Origin of the sequence: Streptomyces sp. NPDC050856 (assembly GCF_040653855.1) — a bacterium.
Taxonomy (GTDB): Bacteria; Actinomycetota; Actinomycetes; order Streptomycetales; family Streptomycetaceae; genus Streptomyces.
Genome location: NZ_JBFAGV010000032.1, coordinates 20,116 through 38,731, shown reverse-complemented (window position 1 = coordinate 38,731; position 18,616 = coordinate 20,116). Strand labels below are relative to the sequence as shown.

The 18,616-nt window shown below is 75.0% G+C and carries 14 protein-coding genes; 8 read left to right on the top strand and 6 right to left on the bottom strand.

Features of this window, described 5'->3' with window-relative positions; all coding sequences use genetic code 11:
• Positions 1–439 precede the first annotated feature (439 nt).
• The 3 genes from AB0H53_RS24285 to AB0H53_RS24275 form a co-directional block, all read right to left on the bottom strand.
• Complete coding sequence (locus tag AB0H53_RS24285) at positions 440–1,303, bottom strand: LLM class flavin-dependent oxidoreductase (protein ID WP_362117067.1); 864 nt, start codon at positions 1,301–1,303, stop codon at positions 440–442.
• 300 nt (positions 1,304–1,603) lie between these two features.
• Positions 1,604–3,193 (bottom strand): MFS transporter, encoded by a 1,590-nt coding sequence (locus tag AB0H53_RS24280; RefSeq protein ID WP_362117065.1) that lies wholly within the window; start codon positions 3,191–3,193, stop codon positions 1,604–1,606.
• 777 nt (positions 3,194–3,970) lie between these two features.
• A complete protein-coding gene (locus tag AB0H53_RS24275; RefSeq protein ID WP_362117064.1) occupies positions 3,971–4,234 on the bottom strand; it encodes a GlsB/YeaQ/YmgE family stress response membrane protein in 264 nt (87 codons plus the stop codon).
• Between the two features lie 252 nt (positions 4,235–4,486).
• Between AB0H53_RS24275 and AB0H53_RS24270 the strand changes: the two genes are divergently transcribed.
• Positions 4,487–5,533, top strand: a complete 1,047-nt coding sequence (locus tag AB0H53_RS24270; protein ID WP_362117061.1) for an SGNH/GDSL hydrolase family protein — start codon at positions 4,487–4,489, stop codon at positions 5,531–5,533.
• A 63-nt stretch (positions 5,534–5,596) separates the two neighbouring features.
• Here the strand turns inward: AB0H53_RS24270 and AB0H53_RS24265 are convergent, their stop codons facing one another.
• Together AB0H53_RS24265 and AB0H53_RS24260 are read right to left on the bottom strand one after the other, a co-directional pair.
• A complete protein-coding gene (locus tag AB0H53_RS24265) occupies positions 5,597–7,270 on the bottom strand; it encodes an alpha/beta fold hydrolase (RefSeq protein WP_362117058.1) in 1,674 nt (557 codons plus the stop codon).
• Between the two features lie 8 nt (positions 7,271–7,278).
• A complete protein-coding gene (locus tag AB0H53_RS24260) occupies positions 7,279–8,493 on the bottom strand; it encodes a macrolide family glycosyltransferase (protein WP_362117055.1) in 1,215 nt (404 codons plus the stop codon).
• A 321-nt stretch (positions 8,494–8,814) separates the two neighbouring features.
• Between AB0H53_RS24260 and AB0H53_RS24255 the strand changes: the two genes are divergently transcribed.
• The 5 genes from AB0H53_RS24255 (at position 8,815) to AB0H53_RS24235 (ending at position 12,308) form a co-directional block, all read left to right on the top strand.
• The gene (locus tag AB0H53_RS24255; RefSeq protein WP_362117052.1) at positions 8,815–8,985 is read left to right on the top strand and encodes a hydrophobic protein; all 171 of its coding nucleotides are present in this window, start codon (positions 8,815–8,817) and stop codon (positions 8,983–8,985) included.
• A 242-nt stretch (positions 8,986–9,227) separates the two neighbouring features.
• Positions 9,228–9,383 carry a DUF6131 family protein gene (locus AB0H53_RS24250; RefSeq protein ID WP_362117049.1) on the top strand — a complete coding sequence of 52 codons (156 nt, stop codon included), beginning with the start codon at positions 9,228–9,230 and terminating at the stop codon, positions 9,381–9,383.
• A gap of 200 nt (positions 9,384–9,583) precedes the next feature.
• Complete coding sequence (locus AB0H53_RS24245; RefSeq protein WP_362117046.1) at positions 9,584–10,921, top strand: polysaccharide lyase family 1 protein; 1,338 nt, start codon at positions 9,584–9,586, stop codon at positions 10,919–10,921.
• 122 nt (positions 10,922–11,043) lie between these two features.
• Entirely contained in the window at positions 11,044–11,571 is a 528-nt protein-coding gene (locus AB0H53_RS24240) for a SigE family RNA polymerase sigma factor (protein ID WP_362117164.1), read from the top strand.
• Positions 11,568–12,308, top strand: coding sequence for a hypothetical protein (locus AB0H53_RS24235; RefSeq protein ID WP_362117043.1), 741 nt, complete (start codon positions 11,568–11,570; stop codon positions 12,306–12,308). The genes AB0H53_RS24240 and AB0H53_RS24235 overlap by 4 nt, the downstream gene beginning before the upstream one ends.
• 158 nt (positions 12,309–12,466) lie before the next feature.
• Here the strand turns inward: AB0H53_RS24235 and AB0H53_RS24230 are convergent, their stop codons facing one another.
• Positions 12,467–15,961, bottom strand: coding sequence for a hypothetical protein (locus AB0H53_RS24230; protein ID WP_362117040.1), 3,495 nt, complete (start codon positions 15,959–15,961; stop codon positions 12,467–12,469).
• Between the two features lie 451 nt (positions 15,962–16,412).
• Here AB0H53_RS24230 and AB0H53_RS24225 point away from each other — a divergent pair, with 451 nt between their 5' ends.
• On the top strand, positions 16,413–17,687 hold the full coding sequence (locus AB0H53_RS24225) for an ice-binding family protein (RefSeq protein ID WP_362117037.1): 1,275 nt from the start codon (positions 16,413–16,415) through the stop codon (positions 17,685–17,687).
• 291 nt (positions 17,688–17,978) lie between these two features.
• Positions 17,979–18,581 (top strand): DUF5819 family protein, encoded by a 603-nt coding sequence (locus AB0H53_RS24220; protein WP_362117034.1) that lies wholly within the window; start codon positions 17,979–17,981, stop codon positions 18,579–18,581.
• The last annotated feature ends 35 nt before the right edge of the window (positions 18,582–18,616 follow it).

Sequence of the window (18,616 nt, the reverse complement as noted above, 5' to 3'; positions counted from 1 at the left end):
GCCCGGCGCGCCGGCCCCGCTCCCCCCCCCCGCCCGGGGGGGCGGGCCCCGCCCCGCCCGCCCCCCCCCCCCCCCCTCCGGGGTTCCGGAACGCGGCGGCGGGGAGGCGGGCGGTTCCGGACAGCGGGGCACCCGACGGGACGCCGGGTGAGGCGGCCGACCGGGCGGGAGCCGCGCGCTGTTCCCGCCGTCCATCGAACCCCGCCGCGTCCCCGGCCTCAAGGACCCCGGCCCGGTCCTGACGCGACCCTGACGCGGTCGGCGCGCGGTGGTGCGCACCGGGCCGGGATCGAAGGCGCGATCGACCAGGGAGTGCGGGCCACGTGCCTGCGCCGATGCCGGCGTCACCGCCCGGCCGAGGCTCGGCCGCGGCAGCGGCCCGCCCGCCACCGCGACGCAGGGATGCCGAACGCGCCCGGCACGACCGCGCGTCGGCCGATCAGACCACCGGCGGCCCCGCCTCGACGCGGCGCAGCACCGGGGGGAGGCGGTCCAGGTCGGGGCCGGTCTGGACCTGTCGCTCGTCCCACCAGGTGGCACCGGCGTCGCGCAGGGGACCGATCACGTCCCTGGCCTTCGCTGCGTCCGGGGGCGTGGCACCGCCGAGCACGAACTCGAAGGGGTGCCCGGCCCCGGCCGCACGGTGCTTGCGCACATAGCCGACCAGTTCGCGTACCTCCGCCACGTCCGGCACATGACCGTGCCGGGCCGTCTCGAAGAGCGGCACCGCGCCGTCCCACCGAGCTGCCCGCCGCATGGGCGCACGACGCGGCCAGAACCCGCCGATCCACACCGGCGGGCCGGGCCGTTGCACGGTGGCGGGCAGCAGCGCCACGTCCCGGACCTCGTAGTGGCGACCGTGGTGGTTGACCGGCTCGCCGGACCAGAAGCGGCCCAACAGCTCCAGTCCCTCGTCCAGCCGCTCGGCGAGGAGGCGCGGCTCGGCGGTGTCGCCGAAGCTGCGGTATTCGTCCTCGACCGGACCGCCCAGACCGGCGGCGAAGATCACCCGGCCGCCGCTGAGGTGGTCCAGGGTGGCCACCTGGCGGGCCAGTTGCTGCGGACGGTAACGGGGGACCGGTGTCAGCAGGGTGCCCAGACGGATCCGGGAGGTCGCCAGCGCGGCCGCGGTCAGCAGCATCCAGGGGTCCCCGAAGGGACGCCCCTGGTGCTGTCGATGCAGTACGTGGTCCCAGACGAAGAGCCCGTCCCAACCGGCCTGTTCGGCGGCGGCCGCAACGGTCGCGACGCTCCGGGGATCGGCGAAGTCACCGAAGTTCGGGATGTTGACGGAGAAGCGCATTCCAGCAGGATGCGCAGCTGACCAGGGAGCAGCAACCGGTTTCGGATACCGCTGTCTGCACGGCGGGCTGCGGACAGCGCACGATGCAGCAGGATCCCCGAACCACGGCCGGAGTGGACAGGACCGCCCCGTCGGGCCCGCGTCCCACGCGGACCCCGGTAGCCGCCACGTCCACCGCCCGGGGAGCGCGTGACCGCCGGCACGGTTTCGCCAACGCTGTCAGCGGTCACGGGGGACGCACGGCGGCGGGCCGGCCGCCGGGGCCGGCGCGACAAGCCGGAGCCGGCGGGACCGGCCGGGTCAGCGGGCGGACTGCTCCGGCGCGGCCTCGCCCTTCGCGTCCTGGCCCTTCGCCCCGTCCTTCGCGGACTCGGCGTCGTCCGTGGGCCGGTCGCGCATCAGCAGTGCCACGGTGACGGCCATCCCGGCCATCATCAGCGCGAGCAGGGCGGAGGTGGACCGCATGCCGTCGGTGAAGGCGTCCCGGGTGACCTCCAGCACCCGGGTGGCCACCTCCCCGGACAGCCGCTCGGCCACCGAGACGGCACCGGAGAGGGTGTCGGTCGCGGTGTCGGCTTCCCGCGAGGAGAGCCCCGCCGGCAGTGAGCCGGAGACCATGGCGTGGTAGACGGCGGCACCGAGGCTGCCGGACAGCGCCACACCCAGGGCGATGCCGAGCTCGTTGCCGGTCTCGGCCGCTCCGGAGGCGGTGCCGGCCCGCTCCGGGGGCGCGGCGCTGAGGATCTGGTCGTAGCTGAGCGCCCAGACGATGTTGATCGCCAGGTTGATCACGACGAAGGCGAAGACGGTGGGCATGAGGCCCTGGAGGGCCCAGACGGCGAACGCCAGGCCGACCGCCGCCACCGCGAGGCCGCCGCTGATGACCTGCGTCGGGGTGAAGGTCCGGGTGAGGACCGGGCCCATCAGCGCCCCGACCACACCGGCGAGCATGCCCGGCAGCGTCCACAGCCCGGCCGTCAGCGGCGACAGGCCCAGCACCAGTTGCAGGTACTGCATCAGGAAGAACTGGAAGGCGGCCAGGGTGAACAGCGACAGCACCTGGGCGCCGATGGAGACGCTGAACCGCCGGCGGGCGAACAGGGCCAGGTCCAGCAGCGGGTCCGGCAGCATCCGCTGGCGGCGCAGGAAGACCACGCCGACGGCGGCGCCCGCGACCATCGCGGCGAGCGGCAGGAGCCCGAACCCGCCCCGGGCGATCTCCTTGATGCCGTAGACGATCGTGATCAGCGAGGTCATCAGCAGTCCGACGCTGGTCAGGTCGATCCGGCCGTTGGCCTCCGCGTCCCGGTACTCCGGCACCACGAACGGTCCCAGGGCCATCAGCGCCACCATCACCGGCAGCCCCAGCAGGAAGACCGAGCCCCACCAGAAGTGCTCCAGCATCGCCCCGCCCACCACCGGGCCGGCCGCGTTGCCGACGCTGAAGGCGGTGCTCCACACCGCGATCGCCAGCCGCCGCTGGGTGTCGTCGCGGAACATGTTGGTGATCAGGGAGAGGGTCGACGGCAGCAGGGTGGCACCGGTCAGCCCCAGCAGCGCCCGGGAGGCGATGACCATGGCCGGACTGGTCGCGTACGCGGTCAGCAGGGAGGCCAGCGCGAACAGGACGCTGCCGATCAGCAGCAGCCGCCGCCGGCCGATCCGGTCGCCCAGGGCGCCCATCGGGATCAGCAGGCCGGCGATGACGAACCCGTAGATGTCGACCATCCACAGCATTTCGACGCTGCTCGGTCGCAACTCCGCCGCGAGATGCGGCAGCACCAGGTGCAGGACCGTGAAGTCCAGCCCGATCAGCAGGGCCGGACAGGTGAGCACGGCAAGCCCGATCCACTCGCGCAGACCTGCCTTGGGGGCGATATCGGTCGGCATGCAACAGCTCCTCAGATGACTATTCCACCGGCGGAACCGATCGCGGAGATTCGACCTCGGCAGAGGCCGGCTTTCCGGAACGCGCCGTCGCCCCCGGCCCGGGGGCCGGAAGTGCGAAGAGCTCAGGTGGGCGCGGCGCCAGCGGAGAAGGTACCCGGAACAGCGCCGACCGCCAGCGGATGTCCCAGAAACAGCAACAGGCGGCGGTGGATCGGGGTTTCCGCCGGACGGAGGGCGCAGCGGCGGCGGACCACCGGAACACCCCCGGCCGGAATGCACTCGGCGCGTGGCCGAATCGATCGAGGCGGAATGGCCGCCGCCGTCCGGGGGTGGACGGGGAATCGGATCACCCGCCGGGAAAGCGGCTCCGTCGCTGAACCGCTCCGGCGGCAGCGTGACCGCGCTGTCCCCGGGGGGCCAGCGGCTGCGGCGGGACCTGCTGGCGCGGGCGGAGGGCTGAGCGCGTGGGATGCCGCCCGGCTCGCCGAGCGGCATCCGCACCCGCGCGGCCACCCGGTCGCCGCCGGCCGCCGCCGGTGTCCGGCCGTGTGCGGCACACCGTGCCCGGCCCCCTGACGGGCGGGCAGCGCCCAGCCGCTCGGCACCCCGCCGCCCGACGGCCGGCCGGACCCGCGGGCGCGGGCGGCCGAACCGTACGACGAGGTGCCCGGCCGGACGGCCGGGCCCGCGCCGGCGCGCCGGCCCCGTGCCGGGCGCGCGCCGACGCCGCCGGCCCCGGGCGGGACGTCCGTCAGCGCACGGGCGGGACGTCCGTGGTCAGCGCAGGGCCCGGACCCGGCCCAGCGCGGCCACACCGGCGGTGGCCAGGACGATCTGGGCGAGCCACTCGATGAAGTCCGGGCCCTCGGTGTCCGCCACGCCGAGGACGGCGGCGAGGGCCGTGCCGGCGAACGCGGCGGCGATGCCCACGACGATCGTCCACAGCGGACCGATGTGCTGGCGCCCCGGCACGACCAGCCGGCCCAGTGCGCCGATGACGGCTCCGATCACGACCGCGCTGATGACGCCCGTTATCTCCATGACCGTCCGCCCCTCCCGTGTGGTGTCCGCCTACGGATGCCCACCGGGGCCCGGCGCACGCTCCGCGACGGGCCGGCGGGCGCCTGGTGGGGGCGCGGCCCCGGCGGACGGACCGGCGGGCCGGGCTCAGAGGCCGCGCGCAGCGGGCGGACGCGGCCGGCGCGGGGCCGGCGCCGGTTCGTGTCCCGCGCCCCGGCCGCTCGTTGGCCGGTCGTCACCTGCCCGCCGACCCCCGCGTTCCCGGAGTGCCCGATGCCGTCATCGCCCGCCAGTTCCACGCCCGAACGAGGCGGCCCGCCGCGACCGCGCGGGTTCGCCGGGCGCCGAGCCCGCCGCCTGCTCCTGGACGCCTACGGCCGCGTCCTGCTGCGGGGGCCGGTGTGGGACGGCCGCACCACGCCCCGCCCCGGCGGGCGGTGGCGGCCGGGGGCCGGGGAGGCCGTCCGGCTGATGGTGCTGGGGGACTCCTCGGCCGTCTCGGTGGGCGTCGGCCGGGTGGAGGAGACCGTCGGCGGCATCCTGGCGGACGCGCTCGCGGACGAACTGTCCTGCCCGGTCACGCTGGACGTGCTCGCCAGGGCGGGCGCCACCACGGCGTCGATGGCCCCGCAGGTGCGGGCCGCCGTCCGCCGGGGCGGGCCGGGCGTCGTGCTGGTCCTCATCGGCGGCAACGACGTCTGCCTGCCGCTGCGGCTGGGCCGGTCCGCGGCCGTCCTGGGCTGGTACGCGGAGCAACTGCGCGCGGCGGGCTGGCACGTGGTGGTCGGGGCGTGCGCGGACGTGGCCGCCGCGCCGGGCCTTCGCGGCTGGATCCGTCCGCTGGTCGGCCGGCGCTGCCGCCGGCTCGCCCGGGAGCAGGCCGCCGCGGCGCTGGTGGCCGGCGCGGCGGTGGTCTCGCTGACGGTGCCGGAGTTCCGTTCCCGGCCGAAGGAGCTGTTCTGCCCCGACGGGTTCCACCCGTCGGCCGACGGTTACGCCCTGTACCTGGCGCGGGTCGCCGTGGCGGTGCGGGCGGCCGGTCTGGCCTGCCGGGCGGGAGCGGACACGGACGCCGGCGCGGCGCACGGTGAACCGCTGACCGCCGACGCCGCCCGCGCGGCGGCGTATGTGATCAGCGAGCCGGGGGCCTGTCTGTTCCCGGTGGGCCGGCCACTGCGGGACGTGGTGCTGCGGCGCTTCACCGGGCCCGCCCCTGTCGCGTCCCGGCCCGCTCCCCTCCCCGCTCCGGCCACGGCCTCCGGGCTGGTCCCGGGCCGCCGCAGGGGCGAGGAGCGGCCGACGGCGACAGGGGCGAGGTGACCGAGGCCCGGGACCGTCCGCCACCCGGCCCCGGGGCTCCTCGCCCGCGCCGTGCGCCGGGGGTCAGCCGCCCGGGCGGGGGAAGAGCGGGGCGACCAGCCGGGTGGCCGACACGTCCACGCCGAGCCGCCCGCCGATGGGGTTGTCCGAGGCGTAACGGTGGTCGACGGTGTCCAGCACCACGGCCAGCCGGTGCCCGGCGGGCACGTCCCAGGCGGTGGCCGGCATGGGGATCCGGACCTCGAAGGGGCCCGTGCCCGCCCGGCCGCTGAAGGAGTACGGGGCATGGGTGAGCAGACGCGCCCGGCCCAGCGGGTCCACGTCGTACAGGTAGCCGATGACGGTGCCGTCCGGAGCGGTCGGCGTGAGGCGGGTGGTCACCACCGGCGCCCCGCGCAGCGCCTGGCGCCCGGTGAGGGGGGCACTGGTCGCGACGGCCGAGGCGGGGGCGGACAGCAGGGGCAGCAGCGTGCCCTGGCGCACCCCGGCCCGGTCGGCCGATCCGGCGACGGGGAACGCGCCGGACTCGGCCGCCGACGGCAGCCCGGCCGTCAAGGAGACCCGCGTCCCGCCCCCGGCCGGGGTCAGGGGGACGGACCGGGACGCGCGCCGCAGGGCCGACCAGCTCGGGTAGTGCTCCGGGGCGCCGCCGGTACGGGTTTGCAGGACCACCGGCGGCTCGGCGGGGCTCCGGGGCGCGGTGCCGCGCACATGGCGGTCCATCCACCGCACCGCGTGCTCCCACACGCCGGGCCCGCCGGAGAGGTCCGAGGTGAGGCTGTTGCTGTCACCGTGTCCGCCGGGATACATCCGCAACTGCCGGGGCCCGCGCAGGGAGTCGAGGAAGACCCCGGTCTGTCCGGCCGGGACCAGCGGGTCGTCCCACTCGTTGACCATCAGGACGGCGGTGCGCCGCTCGTTCAGTCGGGCGACGTGCGTACGCGGCGAGCGCTGGGCGGCCCATGCGGCGGGCGTGTCCCCGCCGCGGCGGAGCGCGGCGAGAGCGGCCTCGGTGCCGGGGCCGAACCGGCCGTCGATCCGGCCGATCAGCTCCTGGTACGTGCCCATGGGCGCCGCCCGGGTGCCGTTGCGGACGTACCCGTCGGCGAAGTCGGCCCAGCCGCTGAGCGCCGCGACGGCCCTCACCCGGGGGTCGAACGCCGCCGTGTTCAGGCTCACCCCCGCCCCGTATGACGCGGCCAGCATCCCCACCCGCGCCGGATCGGCGGGGGTGTGCGCCAGGGCCCAGTCGATGACCCGGGAGGCGTCGGCCACGTCGGCGGGCCCGGCCAGGTCGACATGGCCGCCGGATCGCCGCAGGCCGCGCGGGTCGTAGCCGACGACGACGTACCCGGAGGCGGCCAGGGCGCGCAGGCGGCGGTCCAGCACGACGGCGTCCGGCGGCGCGTGGAACCACGCCCCGGGCATCACCACCAGCGGGTGCGGCCCCGGGCGGGCGGGCCGGTGCACCCGGGCCGCCAGGGGCACTCCGTCGGCGGCCCGTACGCGGACGCTGCCCGTCACCACCTCCCCGTATCCCCGGTCGTCCGAGGTCACCGCGTCGGAGGCCACCGCGTCCGGGGCCGCCGCGTCGGAGGCCACCGCGTCCGGGGCCGCCACCGACGGGACGGCCGCGGCGGGGTGCGGCAGGATCGGGGCCCCCGCTGCCAACGCCGACGCGATGACGAGCAGACGCCGCCAGGACCGCCCGCGCACGGGGAACCGACCGGAAGCCACGGCGGCCCTCAGACCGTCGCGGCCGGAACGGCCGACAGCACCCGCGCCACGTAGTCCGCGGCGGCGGACGCGCCGCCCGCCTCCTCGATCGCCCGACGGGTCCGCGCCACCCCGGCGGCGATCCCCGGGTCCCCGGCCACCCGGTCCACCGCCTCGCGCAGTGCCCGGCCGGTCGCCGACTCGCGCGGCAGGTGCACCCCCAGTCGCAGCTCCTCGATCTGCCCGGCGTTGACCCGCTGCTCGGCCATCTGCGGCACCGCGACCAGCGGCACGCCGTGGGCCAGGGCCTCCATGGTGCTGCCCATGCCGCCGTGCGTGACGAAGACCGACGCGGCGGCCAGCACCTCCAGCTGGGGCACGCTGGCGTGCACCTCGAAGTGGTCCGGCAGCGGCCCCAGTTCGGCGCGGTCGACCCCCGAGCCGACGCTCATCACCACATGCCAGTCGGAGTCGGCGAAGGCCTCCACGCACGCGCGGTAGAAGGCCGGCCGGCGGGTGAACTGCGAGCCGAGGGACACGTACAGCACCTCGCGGCCCGACCCCGGGCGCGACCAGCGGCCCTGGAAGGACCGGCCGGCCAGCGCGGGACCGACGTACCGGCACTCACCGGCCCGCACCGTCTCCGGCAGCCGCTGGAAGGAGCGCGGGAAGAACGCGACCACCCGGGGCGGGGCCAGGGTGAGCTCGTGGACGGAGGTGAGGCCGTGCGCGGCGAGGGCGGCGGCCAGTTCGGGGAAACCGGGGATCCGGGAGATGTCGTCCAGTCCGAACATCTCCTCGATCATGCCCTGGTACGGCACGTGGGTCGGCGCGAGCTGCACGACGGGAACGCCCCACCGCGCGGCCAGCAGCGGCCCGGCCCAGGCGTACACGTCGTACAGGACGAGGTCGGGCCGGTCCCCCTCGAAGGCCGCCGCCAGCTCGGGCAGCGCGCCCAGGTTCACCTCGATCGCCCGCGCGACGCCCTCACCCAGGTCCTCCGGCGCCTCACCGGCCGGCGGGGCCTGGTAGACGACCGGCTCGGCGCCCACGGCCCGTACGTGCGGCTCGAACTCCGCCGTCACGGCGTAGCTCACCCGGTACCCACGGGCGGTCAGCGCCTCCACGACCGCCAGCGTGGGCAGCACGTGGCCGTGCTGCGGCACGTTGAACACCGCCACGTGGCCCCGGACGCGGGGCGGGGCGGACGCGGTGGCCTGGGCAGGGACAGAAGAAGCAGACATGCGGGCGCGGTCCCCTCGTCACGCCGCCGGCGCGGTACCGGCCCGGCGGCCAAGATCACTCGATCGACAGAGTCACTGGACCGATAACGGCGGAAGGAGGCGCCGGACCGCCCCGACGGGCCGGAGTCACCCGAACGAGTTGCGCCCGGGTGTGTGCGGCGCCCCGTACCGCGCCATGGCCGCGCCCCTTCCGGGGCCGCTTCCGGGCCCGCCGGACGCCGGCGGGCCCGGTGGTGCCCGCGGTCGGACATAAAAAACACATAAATTCGAGCGTGTGCCGGTGCCGGCGCAGGGCAGACGACGGGACGGAGGTTGATAACCATGGTTCCCCTGCTGCTCGTTCTGCTCCTCGCCGTCATCCTTTTCGGCGCCGGCTTCGCTCTCGAGGCCCTGTGGTGGATCGCCGCCATCGTGCTGGTGGTGTGGCTGCTGGGCTTCGTCGTCCGCTCCACCGGGGCCGGTGGGGCGCGAGGCCGCTGGTACCGCTGGTAGTCCCGGCGCGTTCTCCGGCAGGCGGGGCCCGGCGCCGTTGGTGGTGAATGCCCGATTCGCGGGTACGGGACCGGTTGAGGTCCGGGGCGGTGTCCGTGCCCTGGCAGGGAACCGGGCACCTCCGAACGGGTGCCGCCCCGGGCCCGCCGGGCCCCCGCGCCGGGGCGCCGCCGTCCAGCGGGCCGACCTCCCCGGGTGCGCCTACTCTGGGATTGAGGTATTCCTCGAGATCGGAGGACACCATGATCATCCTCGGGGTCGTCCTGCTCATCGTCGGCTTCGTGCTCGGCGTCTCCATCCTCTACACCATCGGCATCGTCCTGGTCGTCATCGGCGTGATCCTGTGGATCCTGGGCGCGCTCGGCCACGCGGTCGGCGGGCGCCGGCACTACTGGTAATCGTGACCCGGGCCGCCCGCGCGCGGGGCGCGGGCGGTGTGCCGGGCCCGGTGCGAGGGGCCCGGGTGACGGGCCCGGTGTGACCGGCCCGGTGTGACGGGCATCGCAGGCGGGCTAACCGGACGGACGGCAACCGGGCGGCGTGCGGCGGCAACTGAGGGACTGACAGCTGTCCCTCGCCCAGCAAGGAACGACACCCCGTGCCCACTCCCTCGCACCGCCGCTCCCGCGCCCGCCGGCGGGTCACCCTGGCCACCGCGGGTCTCCTCACGGCCGTCGGCCTCGGTACCGTGCCGTTCGTGACGCGCGCCGACGCCGCCACCGACCTCGCCCACGCCACGCTGGCCGCCGGGGACGGCTGGGCGGCCGACGGCCCGGGCACCACCGGCGGCCACGCCGCCGACGCCGCCCACGTCTTCACCGTCTCCACCCGCGCGGAACTGGTCAGGGCGCTGAGCGCCGGTCCGGCGGGCGCGCCGCGCATCATCCAGGTCAAGGGCGTCATCGACGCCAACACCGACGACGCCGGGCGCGCGCTGGACTGCGACGCCTACGCCAAGGGGACCGGGTACACGCTGTCCGCCTACCTCAAGGCGTACGACCCGGCCGTCTGGGGGCGCTCGAAGGTGCCCTCCGGCAAGCTGGAGTCCGCCCGGGCGGCGGCGCAGGCCGCGCAGGCCGAACGGATCGTGTTCGACGTCCCGTCGCGCACCACCCTGGTGGGCGTGCCCGGCACCGGCGCGGGCATCCGTGGCGGCAGCCTCCAGGTGAGGAAGGCGGACAACGTCATCATCCGCAACCTCACCTTCGCGGACACCCGCGACTGCTTCCCGCAGTGGGACCCCACCGACGGCTCGACGGGCAACTGGAACTCGCAGTACGACGCGGTGAGCCTGCGGGGCGCCACGCACGTGTGGGCGGACCACAACACGTTCACCGACAGCCCCCACTTCGACACCGCCAATCCGCGCCACTTCGGCCGCGAGTACCAGGTGCACGACGGGGCGCTGGACATCACCAACGCCTCCGACCTGGTCACCGTCTCGTACAACCGGTTCACCGACCACGACAAGACGATGCTCATCGGCAGCAGCGACTCCGACACCAAGCTGCGCGTCACGCTGCACCACAACCAGTTCCAGGGCATCGTGCAGCGGGCGCCGCTGGCCCGGGTCGGCCGGATCCACCTGTACAACAACCACTTCGCCACCGCCCCGCGCAACGGCTACGTCCACAGCTACAGCGTCAACTCGCGGGCCGGCGCCCAGATCGTGGCGCGCGCCAACCACTGGACCCTGTCGCCCGACCGCAAGGCCGGCCAGCTCCTGTCGGGTGACGGCACCGGCGCGTTCGCCGGCGAGGGCAACATGGTGAACGGTGCCGTGACCGACCTGGTGGCCGCGTACAACGCCGCGAACCCGAAGAAGAAGATCACCCCGGAGGCGAACTGGAAGCCGGTGCTGACCACCGGTCTTGAGGCGTCCGCGGCGGACCTGCCGGCCTCCCTGGCCCGGCGGGCGGGCGCGGGCGTCCTGTGACCCCTTCCGTCCGGGGTGCCGGAGGCGGGCCCGTCCCCGGCACCCGTGGCACTCATTACTGAATGGTCGGTATGCTTACCGCTTCGCCGCCGGGCGTGAGTACATCCCAGGGAAGCCCCGCCATGGTCCTCGACGACGCGTATGCCGACTTCCATGCCTTTTTCGAGCGCCACCACGCCGAGCTGGCCCGCCTCGCCTTCATGCTGACCGGCGAGGCCGACGCCTCCGACGACCTCGCCGCCGACGCGCTGGTCGCCCTGTGGCACCGCTGGGACCGGGTGCGCGCCGCGGACCACCCGGTCGCCTACGCGCGCGGCGTGGTCACCAACATGGCCCGGGCCCGGGTCCGCCGGCTCACGCGCGAGCGGCGGCGGATCACCCTGTTCTGGGCCGGCCGTTCCGAGCGGGTGGAGGACCCGGACGTCCCGGCGGTGGTGGACGTGCGCAGGGCCCTGGCCCGGCTGCCGTTCCGCAAGCGCGCCTGCGTGGTGCTGCGCCACGCCCTCGACCTGTCGGAGAAGGACACCGCCCTCGCCCTCGGCATCTCGGTCGGTACGGTGAAGAGCCAGACGTCCAAGGGCATGGCCGAACTGCAGCGCCTGCTCGGAGCGGGGGCCGCCGAGGAACTGACGGGGAGGAGGAACCGATGAGGGACCTCGAGGAACGGCTCAGGGCCGCCGCCGACGCCCACCGGCCCGACCGGGAACGGATGCTCGCCCGGATCCGCCGGGAAACGGCCACCACCGGCACCGGCCCGGCGTACCGCCGCCGGCCGGCCATGTCCTGGCCCCGTACCGCCTTGGTCGCCCTCGTCTCCGCCACCGCCCTGCTGGTCTGCGCCTACACGGTCGCCTCCGTCGTCCAGAGGCCCGGACCGCACCGGGACGCCGCCAGGGACCCGGTGGTCCTGTCGCCGGCTCCCCAGCCGCCGCCGACACCGGGACGCGTGACACCGGTGCCGGTCACGCCGGCGCCCCCCACGGGCGGACCGCCCGAGGCCCGCGCCGCGCACGGACCGCTCTCGTCCGACGGCTCCGTCGACCCGCACAGCAACGCCTACTGGGCGCAGAACAACCTCACCCTGCGGACGAGTGCGCCGCTCACCTCGCTGACCGTCGAGGTGCGGGTCGCCCAGACCGGTGGCGTCGCCCCCACCGGCAGCTGGCGGACGCTCCCCGAGACCGACTTCACGGTCACCGTCCGCGAGTCGGGCGGCGCACTGGTCCACCGTTGGACCCTCAAGCCCGGGCGCGGTGTCCCGCCCGGCCGGCACGTCTTCGCCGTCCAGTACAACCACGCCGCCGGCGCCCGCGACGCGAAGGGCGACACGTACGCCGTGACCACCACGGCGGCGGGGGAGCGGTACACGGTCACGGGCACGTTCTGACGCCCGGAGCTTCCCGCCGCGCCGGCCCGCGCGACCGGGCGGGCCTCCGCCGACGGTCCCGCGGCTCCGCGGGCCCGCCCCGTGGCGCCCCGGCGTGGAACGACGAGGCCCCGGGCACGATCTCCCGTGCCCGGGGCCGGCGGTGCTGAACGCGCGGGTCAGGCGACGACCACCGCCGTCGGGAGGCTGTACGCCGTGCCGCTGTGGTGGCCCGTGCGGTGGGCGGTGACCTTGACCGTGATCCGCAGGCCGCGCTGGGCCCGGGTGAGCACGAACGTGGACTTCGTCGCGCCCGCGATCGCCCTGCCGTCGGCGTACCACTGGTAGCCGTACGACGTCGGCGCGGGCGTCCACACGCCGCGGTCGGCGGTGAGCGTGCGGCCCGCCTTCGCGGTGCCGGAGACCGACGGCCGGGTGGTCGCCCGCGGGGCGGCACCACGGGCCACGGCGACCGCCGTGGAGGTGGCCGCGCCGCCGGCGTGGCCGGTGCGGGCGGCCTTCACCGTGACGGACAGCCTCTTGCCGAGCTGGGCGGCCGTCGGGACGTACGAGGAGGCGGTGGCCCCCGTGATGGCGAGGCCCTCGGCCCTCCACTGGTAGGTGTACGACGTGGCCGCCGGCGTCCATACGCCGGCCTTCGCGTACACCCGGGCGCCGACCTGGGGGGCGGCGGCGAGGGCGGGCGGTGTCGTGGCCGCGGGCGCGACACCCGGGGCGACCGCGGTGGCCGCCGAGGAAGCGGTACCGGACGGGGCCCCGGTGAGGTGCGCGGTGACCGCGACCGACAGCTTCTTGTTGAGCAGCGGGGCCGGCGGGACGTACGTGGCGGCCGTGGCCCCCGGGATGGCGGCGCCGTCCGCCTTCCACTGGTACGTGTACGACGTGGGCGCCGGCGTCCAGGTGCCGGGCCGGGCGGTCAGTCCGGCGCCGACCCGGACCGTGCCCGCGATGCCGGGCGCGGTGGTGTTGACCGGCGGCCGCGGCGCGGTGACCGTGAAGTGGCCGGTGGAGTGCTCCCATCCGTGGGACGTGACGACGCTGAGGGGCCAGGTGCCGGTGGGGGCGGTGGTCAGGTCGAGGGACGCGGTGAGTGTCCGGCGGTCGGCCGCCACGGAGACGGTGGTCGACTCGATCGTCGTGCCGCCGGCGCTGATCCGGACCTTGTCGGCCTCGTGCAGGCCCGACCCCGACACGGTGACGCGTACCTCGGTGCCGGTGACGCCCGTGGCCGGGGTGACGCCGGTGACCTCGCGCTTCCCGGTGCCGCACGTGGTGACCGCGCAGACCAGCTCGGCCCGGTAGGAAGTCCCGGACGCCTTCTCCGGCAGCCCCAGGACGAAGAGGCTCGGCACCGTCCCGGTGGTGTACGGCCCGGTCAGCGCGCACGAGCTCTCGCCGTTGGACATGCCGGTGCAGGTGTTGTCCAGGTCCTTCCCGTACAGGGCGGGTACGGCGGTGTGGGCCGCGCCGTTCGTGTCACTCACCCTGGCGGTGAAGCTGTCCCGGTACGAGGTGGGCAGCTCGGCGCAGATCGCCGTGTGCTCCTCGTCCAGCACGCCGGTGACCGGACCGTACCCGAAGGTGACATCGGGGACCTCGACGCACTCCGGCGCCGGGCCGGCGGCCGTGGCGACGCGCAGGGCGTCGAGCCGGTACGACCCGGCGGCCTTCAGCGAGGACGGCACACCCAGCAGCACCTGGTACTGGGACGAGCCGGTCACCGCGCAGCTCCGGTTGCGCCAGGTGCACGTGCGGACCGCGTCGTCGGCGCCGAACGCCACGATGTTGGCGGTGCCGAGCGGGTCACGCACATCGAGGTGCAGGGTGTCGGCGGGGCCGGCCGTGGTGACCCGGTGGCACACCAGGGTGCCCGGCGGACCCGGGACGCCCGGCGTGGAGGGGCCGTCGGCGGTGGTCGCCGCGGTGGGTGCGCAGCCCTTGGCGGTGGCGGTGACGTCACGGCGGACCAGGGAGTGCTCGCCGGAGCCGTCACGGCCGTTGAAGAGGGCGGTGTACGCCGCCCCGGGGGTGAGGCGGCAGGTGGTCCAGGTCGCGGGGGCCGAGGTCGTCATGGAGCAGACCCGCGTGCCCGAGGCGTCGAGGACCCAGAAGGCGCCACCGGCCGTTCCGGAGACGGTCCGCATCTGGACGCTCTCTACGGCGCTGTGCGCGTCCGCGGGAATGGCCAGGCAGTAGGAGAATCCGCCGGCGCCGGTCCGGAGGACGGTGGACGCGGTCGCGGCGGTGAAGTCCCCGGCGGGGAGGGGCTGGCAGTCGCTGCCGGCCGGGTCCGTGCGGTGGAAGGCGACCCGGTACGCGGTGTCGCCGGAGCCGCCGCTGCTCTGCGACACCAGGGCGCGGTACGGGGCCGGTCCCGTGAGGGTGCAGGAACCCTGGGCGAGGCGGGACTCGGTGCACACGGAGTCGCCGTCGGCGTCGACAACGGTGATGTCCGGGGTGGCCGCGAAGCCGCTGAACGCGGTGAGGGCGGCCATCCGGGCGCCTTCGGGCAGGGGGAGGGTCAGGCAGTCCACCGCGGCGGGCGAGCTCCAGGTGCCGCTGTTGAGGCCGAGGGCCGCGGGCTCGCAGCCGGCGGCGGACCTCCGGTCGATGATGAGCGTCGACCCGTCGGTCAGGATCGTGTAGTCACCGTCGGCCGGAAAGACGCACGGAGCTCCCTCACAGACGGTGCGCCCGGCTCTGTCGTGGACGAGGGTGTCGTCGCGGTACCCGCCGGGCCCCACGGTGTGGACGTCGTACCGACCTGCGGTCGAGGCCCGGAAGACCTTGCAGCCGACGGCCGGTTCCACGGTGGTCGGGGCGGACCCGTAGGCGTTGACGGGCACGGTGGCGCAGCCGGCCGGGTCGGACAGCCTGCGCGCCGTGAGGGTGTACCCGGCGGGGAAGGCCTGGGTCGGCCGCACCACCCGTACGAGCACCCGGTACGGGCCCTCGCCGGGCAGGACACAGCCCCGGCTGCCGTCGCCGTTGGGGCTCGGGCAGACCGGGGCGCCGCTCCCGTCGGTGATCCACGACTCCACGGCCATGTCGCCGGCGTGCGGATCGAGGTCGATCCGCTCACCGGGCGCGGCCACCAGGCGGTGGCACAGGACCGTGAACGGGTCGGGGGCGGTCCCGGTCGCACCGGGGGAGCTGAAGGACGTGTGGAGCTCGTTCCCGGCGCAGCCGGCGGTGGCGGCGCCGAGCGGGAGGACGACGAGCGTGCCGGCCTGCTCCTCTTCCCAGTGGTTGGGGAGCCGGACGGTGTACGTGCCGGTCCGGGGCAGGTCGCACCAGCCGCTGCTGTACGTGGCCGTCTGGTTGTCGCACTCCAGCCGCCGGTCGCCGTCGTAGACCTGGGCGAACAGCAGGTCGTTGCCGGTGAGCACGCGGTGCGCACCGGGCCGCTCGACGTCGATGGTGAAGCAGACGGAGCCCTGGGCCGGAACCGTCACCCTGCCCTTGACCCCTTCCGCGGTGCCGCCGAGGGAGGCGAGCGGGAGAGGGGCGCAGTCTCCTGCCTCGGCCGCCGACGCGGTCCCGGTGCCCACCGGCACCAGGAGGGAGAACAGGACGGCCAGCGCGGCCAGCAGGACGGTGGCGTGCGGCGATCCGGATCCGGATCTGCCTTCCGCACGCGGGCGGTACGACATGGAACCCCCAGGGGACACGACAAGTTCGCGTGCATGACCCGCGGGGTGCCCCCATGGTTGTACGGCAACCGGCCCCCGTTTCCGCTCCGCCGGCCCCGGCCGCACAGGGAGCGCCGCACGGTGGTTCCCGACTCGCGCCGCCCGGGAGGTGCTCCCCGGCCGGGCCGGCGTGGTGAGAAAAAGTAGTCGCGATCCCTCGAATGCCGCGGGTTCCGCCATTTCCGGGCCGCGCCGCATACGGCCTCCGGCGGAATTCGCGTGAACTCCTTTCCTCGTTCAGCCCATTCTTCATATGTTCCATGATGCATATGGTGGGCTCTGTCGACATCACCCCGGAAGGTCGTCGATGTGTGCAGGTGTCTGCGTAATATGCCGGGGGACAGAAATGGGCGATTCTGGACGCCCAGAATGCGCTGAACGCGCCACCATCCCCTCAGGAGCTGGCTTCTCCATGACGCTGAAATTCCCTGACGCGCCGCAATGGCGCCGGACAACGGCCTGGCTGGCGGCGGTGCTCACCGTGCTGGCCGCCGCAGTCGTCGTAGCGGTGACGCCGACGCGGGCGATCGCGGTCGCCCTGCCCGTACCGCTGGGTACCGCCGAGAGCTTCGCGGTCCTGGCCGGTGAGTCGGTCACCAACACCGGGCCGACGGTCATCACCGGTGATGTCGGAGTGCATCCGGGCACGGCCATCTCCGGCTTCCCGCCGGGGTTGGTGGAAGGAACGTTCCACTCCGCGGACGCCGTGGCCGCCGCCGCCAAGAGCGACCTGGTCGCGGCGTACAACAACGCGGCCGGGCAGCCCACGGACGCCGCCCTCCCGCCGGACGCCGGCGGCCTGACGCTGGTCCCCGGCGTCTACACGGCCTCGTCCACCCTCGGTCTCACCGGCACCCTCACCCTGGACGGCCAGAACAACCCCGACGCCGTCTGGGTCTTCCAGGTCGGCTCGGGCCTGACGACGGCTTCCGCCAGCAATGTCAGCCTCATCAACGGCGCCTCGCCGTGCAACGTGTTCTGGCAGATCGGCAGCTCCGCCACGCTCGGCACCGACTCCGACTTCGTGGGCACCATCATGGCCATGACGTCGATCACCGCCACCACGGGGGCGGACCTCGTCGGCCGGGCCCTGGCCCGTAACGGGTCGGTGACGCTGGACACCAACACCATCACCCGGCCGGCGTGCGCCGGAGGCACCAACGGCGGCACCACCACCGGGACCACCGGAGGGACGAACGGAGGGACGAACGGAGGCACCGCCACCGGCGGTACCACCGGAGGCGTTCTGGGCGGTGTTCTGGGCGGCGTACTCGGCGGCGTGACGACCGGCGGCACCGGCGGCACCACCGGCGGTGCTCTCGGTGGAGTGCTCGGTGGAGTGCTCGGCGGAGTGACGACCGGCGGTGCGACCGCCGGCGGTGCGACCACCGGCGGCGTGACCACCGGCGGTGCCACCACCGGCGGTGCGGTCGCCGGCACCACGGGTGGCACGACGGGCGCGACGATCGGAGGCACCCAGGGTGGTGTGACGGGCGGGGGTGGCCAGCCGCCCGGCAAGCCTGGTAAGCCCGGCAAGCCCGGCAAGCCCGGTAAGCCGGGCCACGGGCACGGGGGCAAGCCCGGCAAGCCCGGCCATGGGCACGAGGGCAAGCCGGAGAAGCCCGGCGAGACCGGCGGCTACGGCGACAAGTGCGCCGACCGTACGCAGTGCGAGACGCGGCACTGAGTCCCGCGCCGATCCCCGCGCCGGGCTGAGCGCACGGGCGGAAAACCGCCTACCCGAGTGGGACAGGTGGCGCGCGGCGGAACGGCAACGAGTCCGCCGCGCGCCACACTCGGAATCAAAAGAAGCGAAAAGAAACAGTCGGGATGGGAAGGCCGGGTGGGGTGCGTGCCGGGCGGCGTCGAATCAGCCGAAGTGAAGGAATCGGAGCATACGGAGGCGGAATCGGCCGGCACCGGCCGCGGCGGCACTCCCCCCGTTTCCCGAGGCGGCGCGGGAAAACCGGGACGCTTGGTGGGAGCGGCCACCGGGGCCGCCGTGGTCCTGTGCCTGGCGGCGACGCTCATCCACGTGTTCCTGGTGTTTCTCCACGTCGCGCCCGCCAATTCCGTCTCCCAGCAGTACAGCAAGCTCATCAACGCGTGGGTGTTCCCCGTGTTCGAGCAGAACTGGCGGCTCTTCGCCCCGGACCCCGAGTCGGTCAACCGGCAGATCTCGGCGAGGACCATGCGGACCGCTCCGGACGGCTCCGTGCGGGTGAGCGGCTGGTTCGACCTGAGCGGTGTGGACCGTGCCGCGACTGAGCACAACCCCTTCCCGAGCCATACGACGCAGAACATGCTGCGCCGGGCCTGGAGCTCCTACCTCGAAACGCTGGGCGGCGACGACCAGCCACGCTCGGAGCGGGGGGTGATGATCCAGCGGTACCTCCGCAACATCGCGGCGGATCGCGTCAACGCCCACCGTGGCGGGCCGTTCGACTCCATCCAACTGCGTGTCGTCACCGAGCCGATCGGTCCGCCCGGTGCCGCGGGGGCCGGCCGGCCGGCCCCCCATCGGCCCGTGGACACCCGTTACCTGCCCTGGTGGAAGGTGGCCCCGCATGGCACTCACTGAACCGACCCCCACCGAGGCGCCCACGCCGCCGGAGC

What these genes read in the sequence shown, in the direction of transcription:
- AB0H53_RS24235 (WP_362117043.1), top strand. Translation starts at nt 11,568, where the DNA reads ATGAGGGACCTCGAGGAACGGCTCAGGGCCGCCGCCGACGCCCACCGG.
- AB0H53_RS24270 (WP_362117061.1), top strand. Translation starts at nt 4,487, where the DNA reads ATGCCGTCATCGCCCGCCAGTTCCACGCCCGAACGAGGCGGCCCGCCG.
- AB0H53_RS24260 (WP_362117055.1), bottom strand. Translation starts at nt 8,493, where the DNA reads ATGTCTGCTTCTTCTGTCCCTGCCCAGGCCACCGCGTCCGCCCCGCCC.
- AB0H53_RS24225 (WP_362117037.1), top strand. Translation starts at nt 16,413, where the DNA reads ATGACGCTGAAATTCCCTGACGCGCCGCAATGGCGCCGGACAACGGCC.
- AB0H53_RS24285 (WP_362117067.1), bottom strand. Translation starts at nt 1,303, where the DNA reads ATGCGCTTCTCCGTCAACATCCCGAACTTCGGTGACTTCGCCGATCCC.
- AB0H53_RS24255 (WP_362117052.1), top strand. Translation starts at nt 8,815, where the DNA reads ATGGTTCCCCTGCTGCTCGTTCTGCTCCTCGCCGTCATCCTTTTCGGC.
- AB0H53_RS24280 (WP_362117065.1), bottom strand. Translation starts at nt 3,193, where the DNA reads ATGCCGACCGATATCGCCCCCAAGGCAGGTCTGCGCGAGTGGATCGGG.
- AB0H53_RS24240 (WP_362117164.1), top strand. Translation starts at nt 11,044, where the DNA reads ATGGTCCTCGACGACGCGTATGCCGACTTCCATGCCTTTTTCGAGCGC.
- AB0H53_RS24250 (WP_362117049.1), top strand. Translation starts at nt 9,228, where the DNA reads ATGATCATCCTCGGGGTCGTCCTGCTCATCGTCGGCTTCGTGCTCGGC.
- AB0H53_RS24275 (WP_362117064.1), bottom strand. Translation starts at nt 4,234, where the DNA reads ATGGAGATAACGGGCGTCATCAGCGCGGTCGTGATCGGAGCCGTCATC.
- AB0H53_RS24230 (WP_362117040.1), bottom strand. Translation starts at nt 15,961, where the DNA reads ATGTCGTACCGCCCGCGTGCGGAAGGCAGATCCGGATCCGGATCGCCG.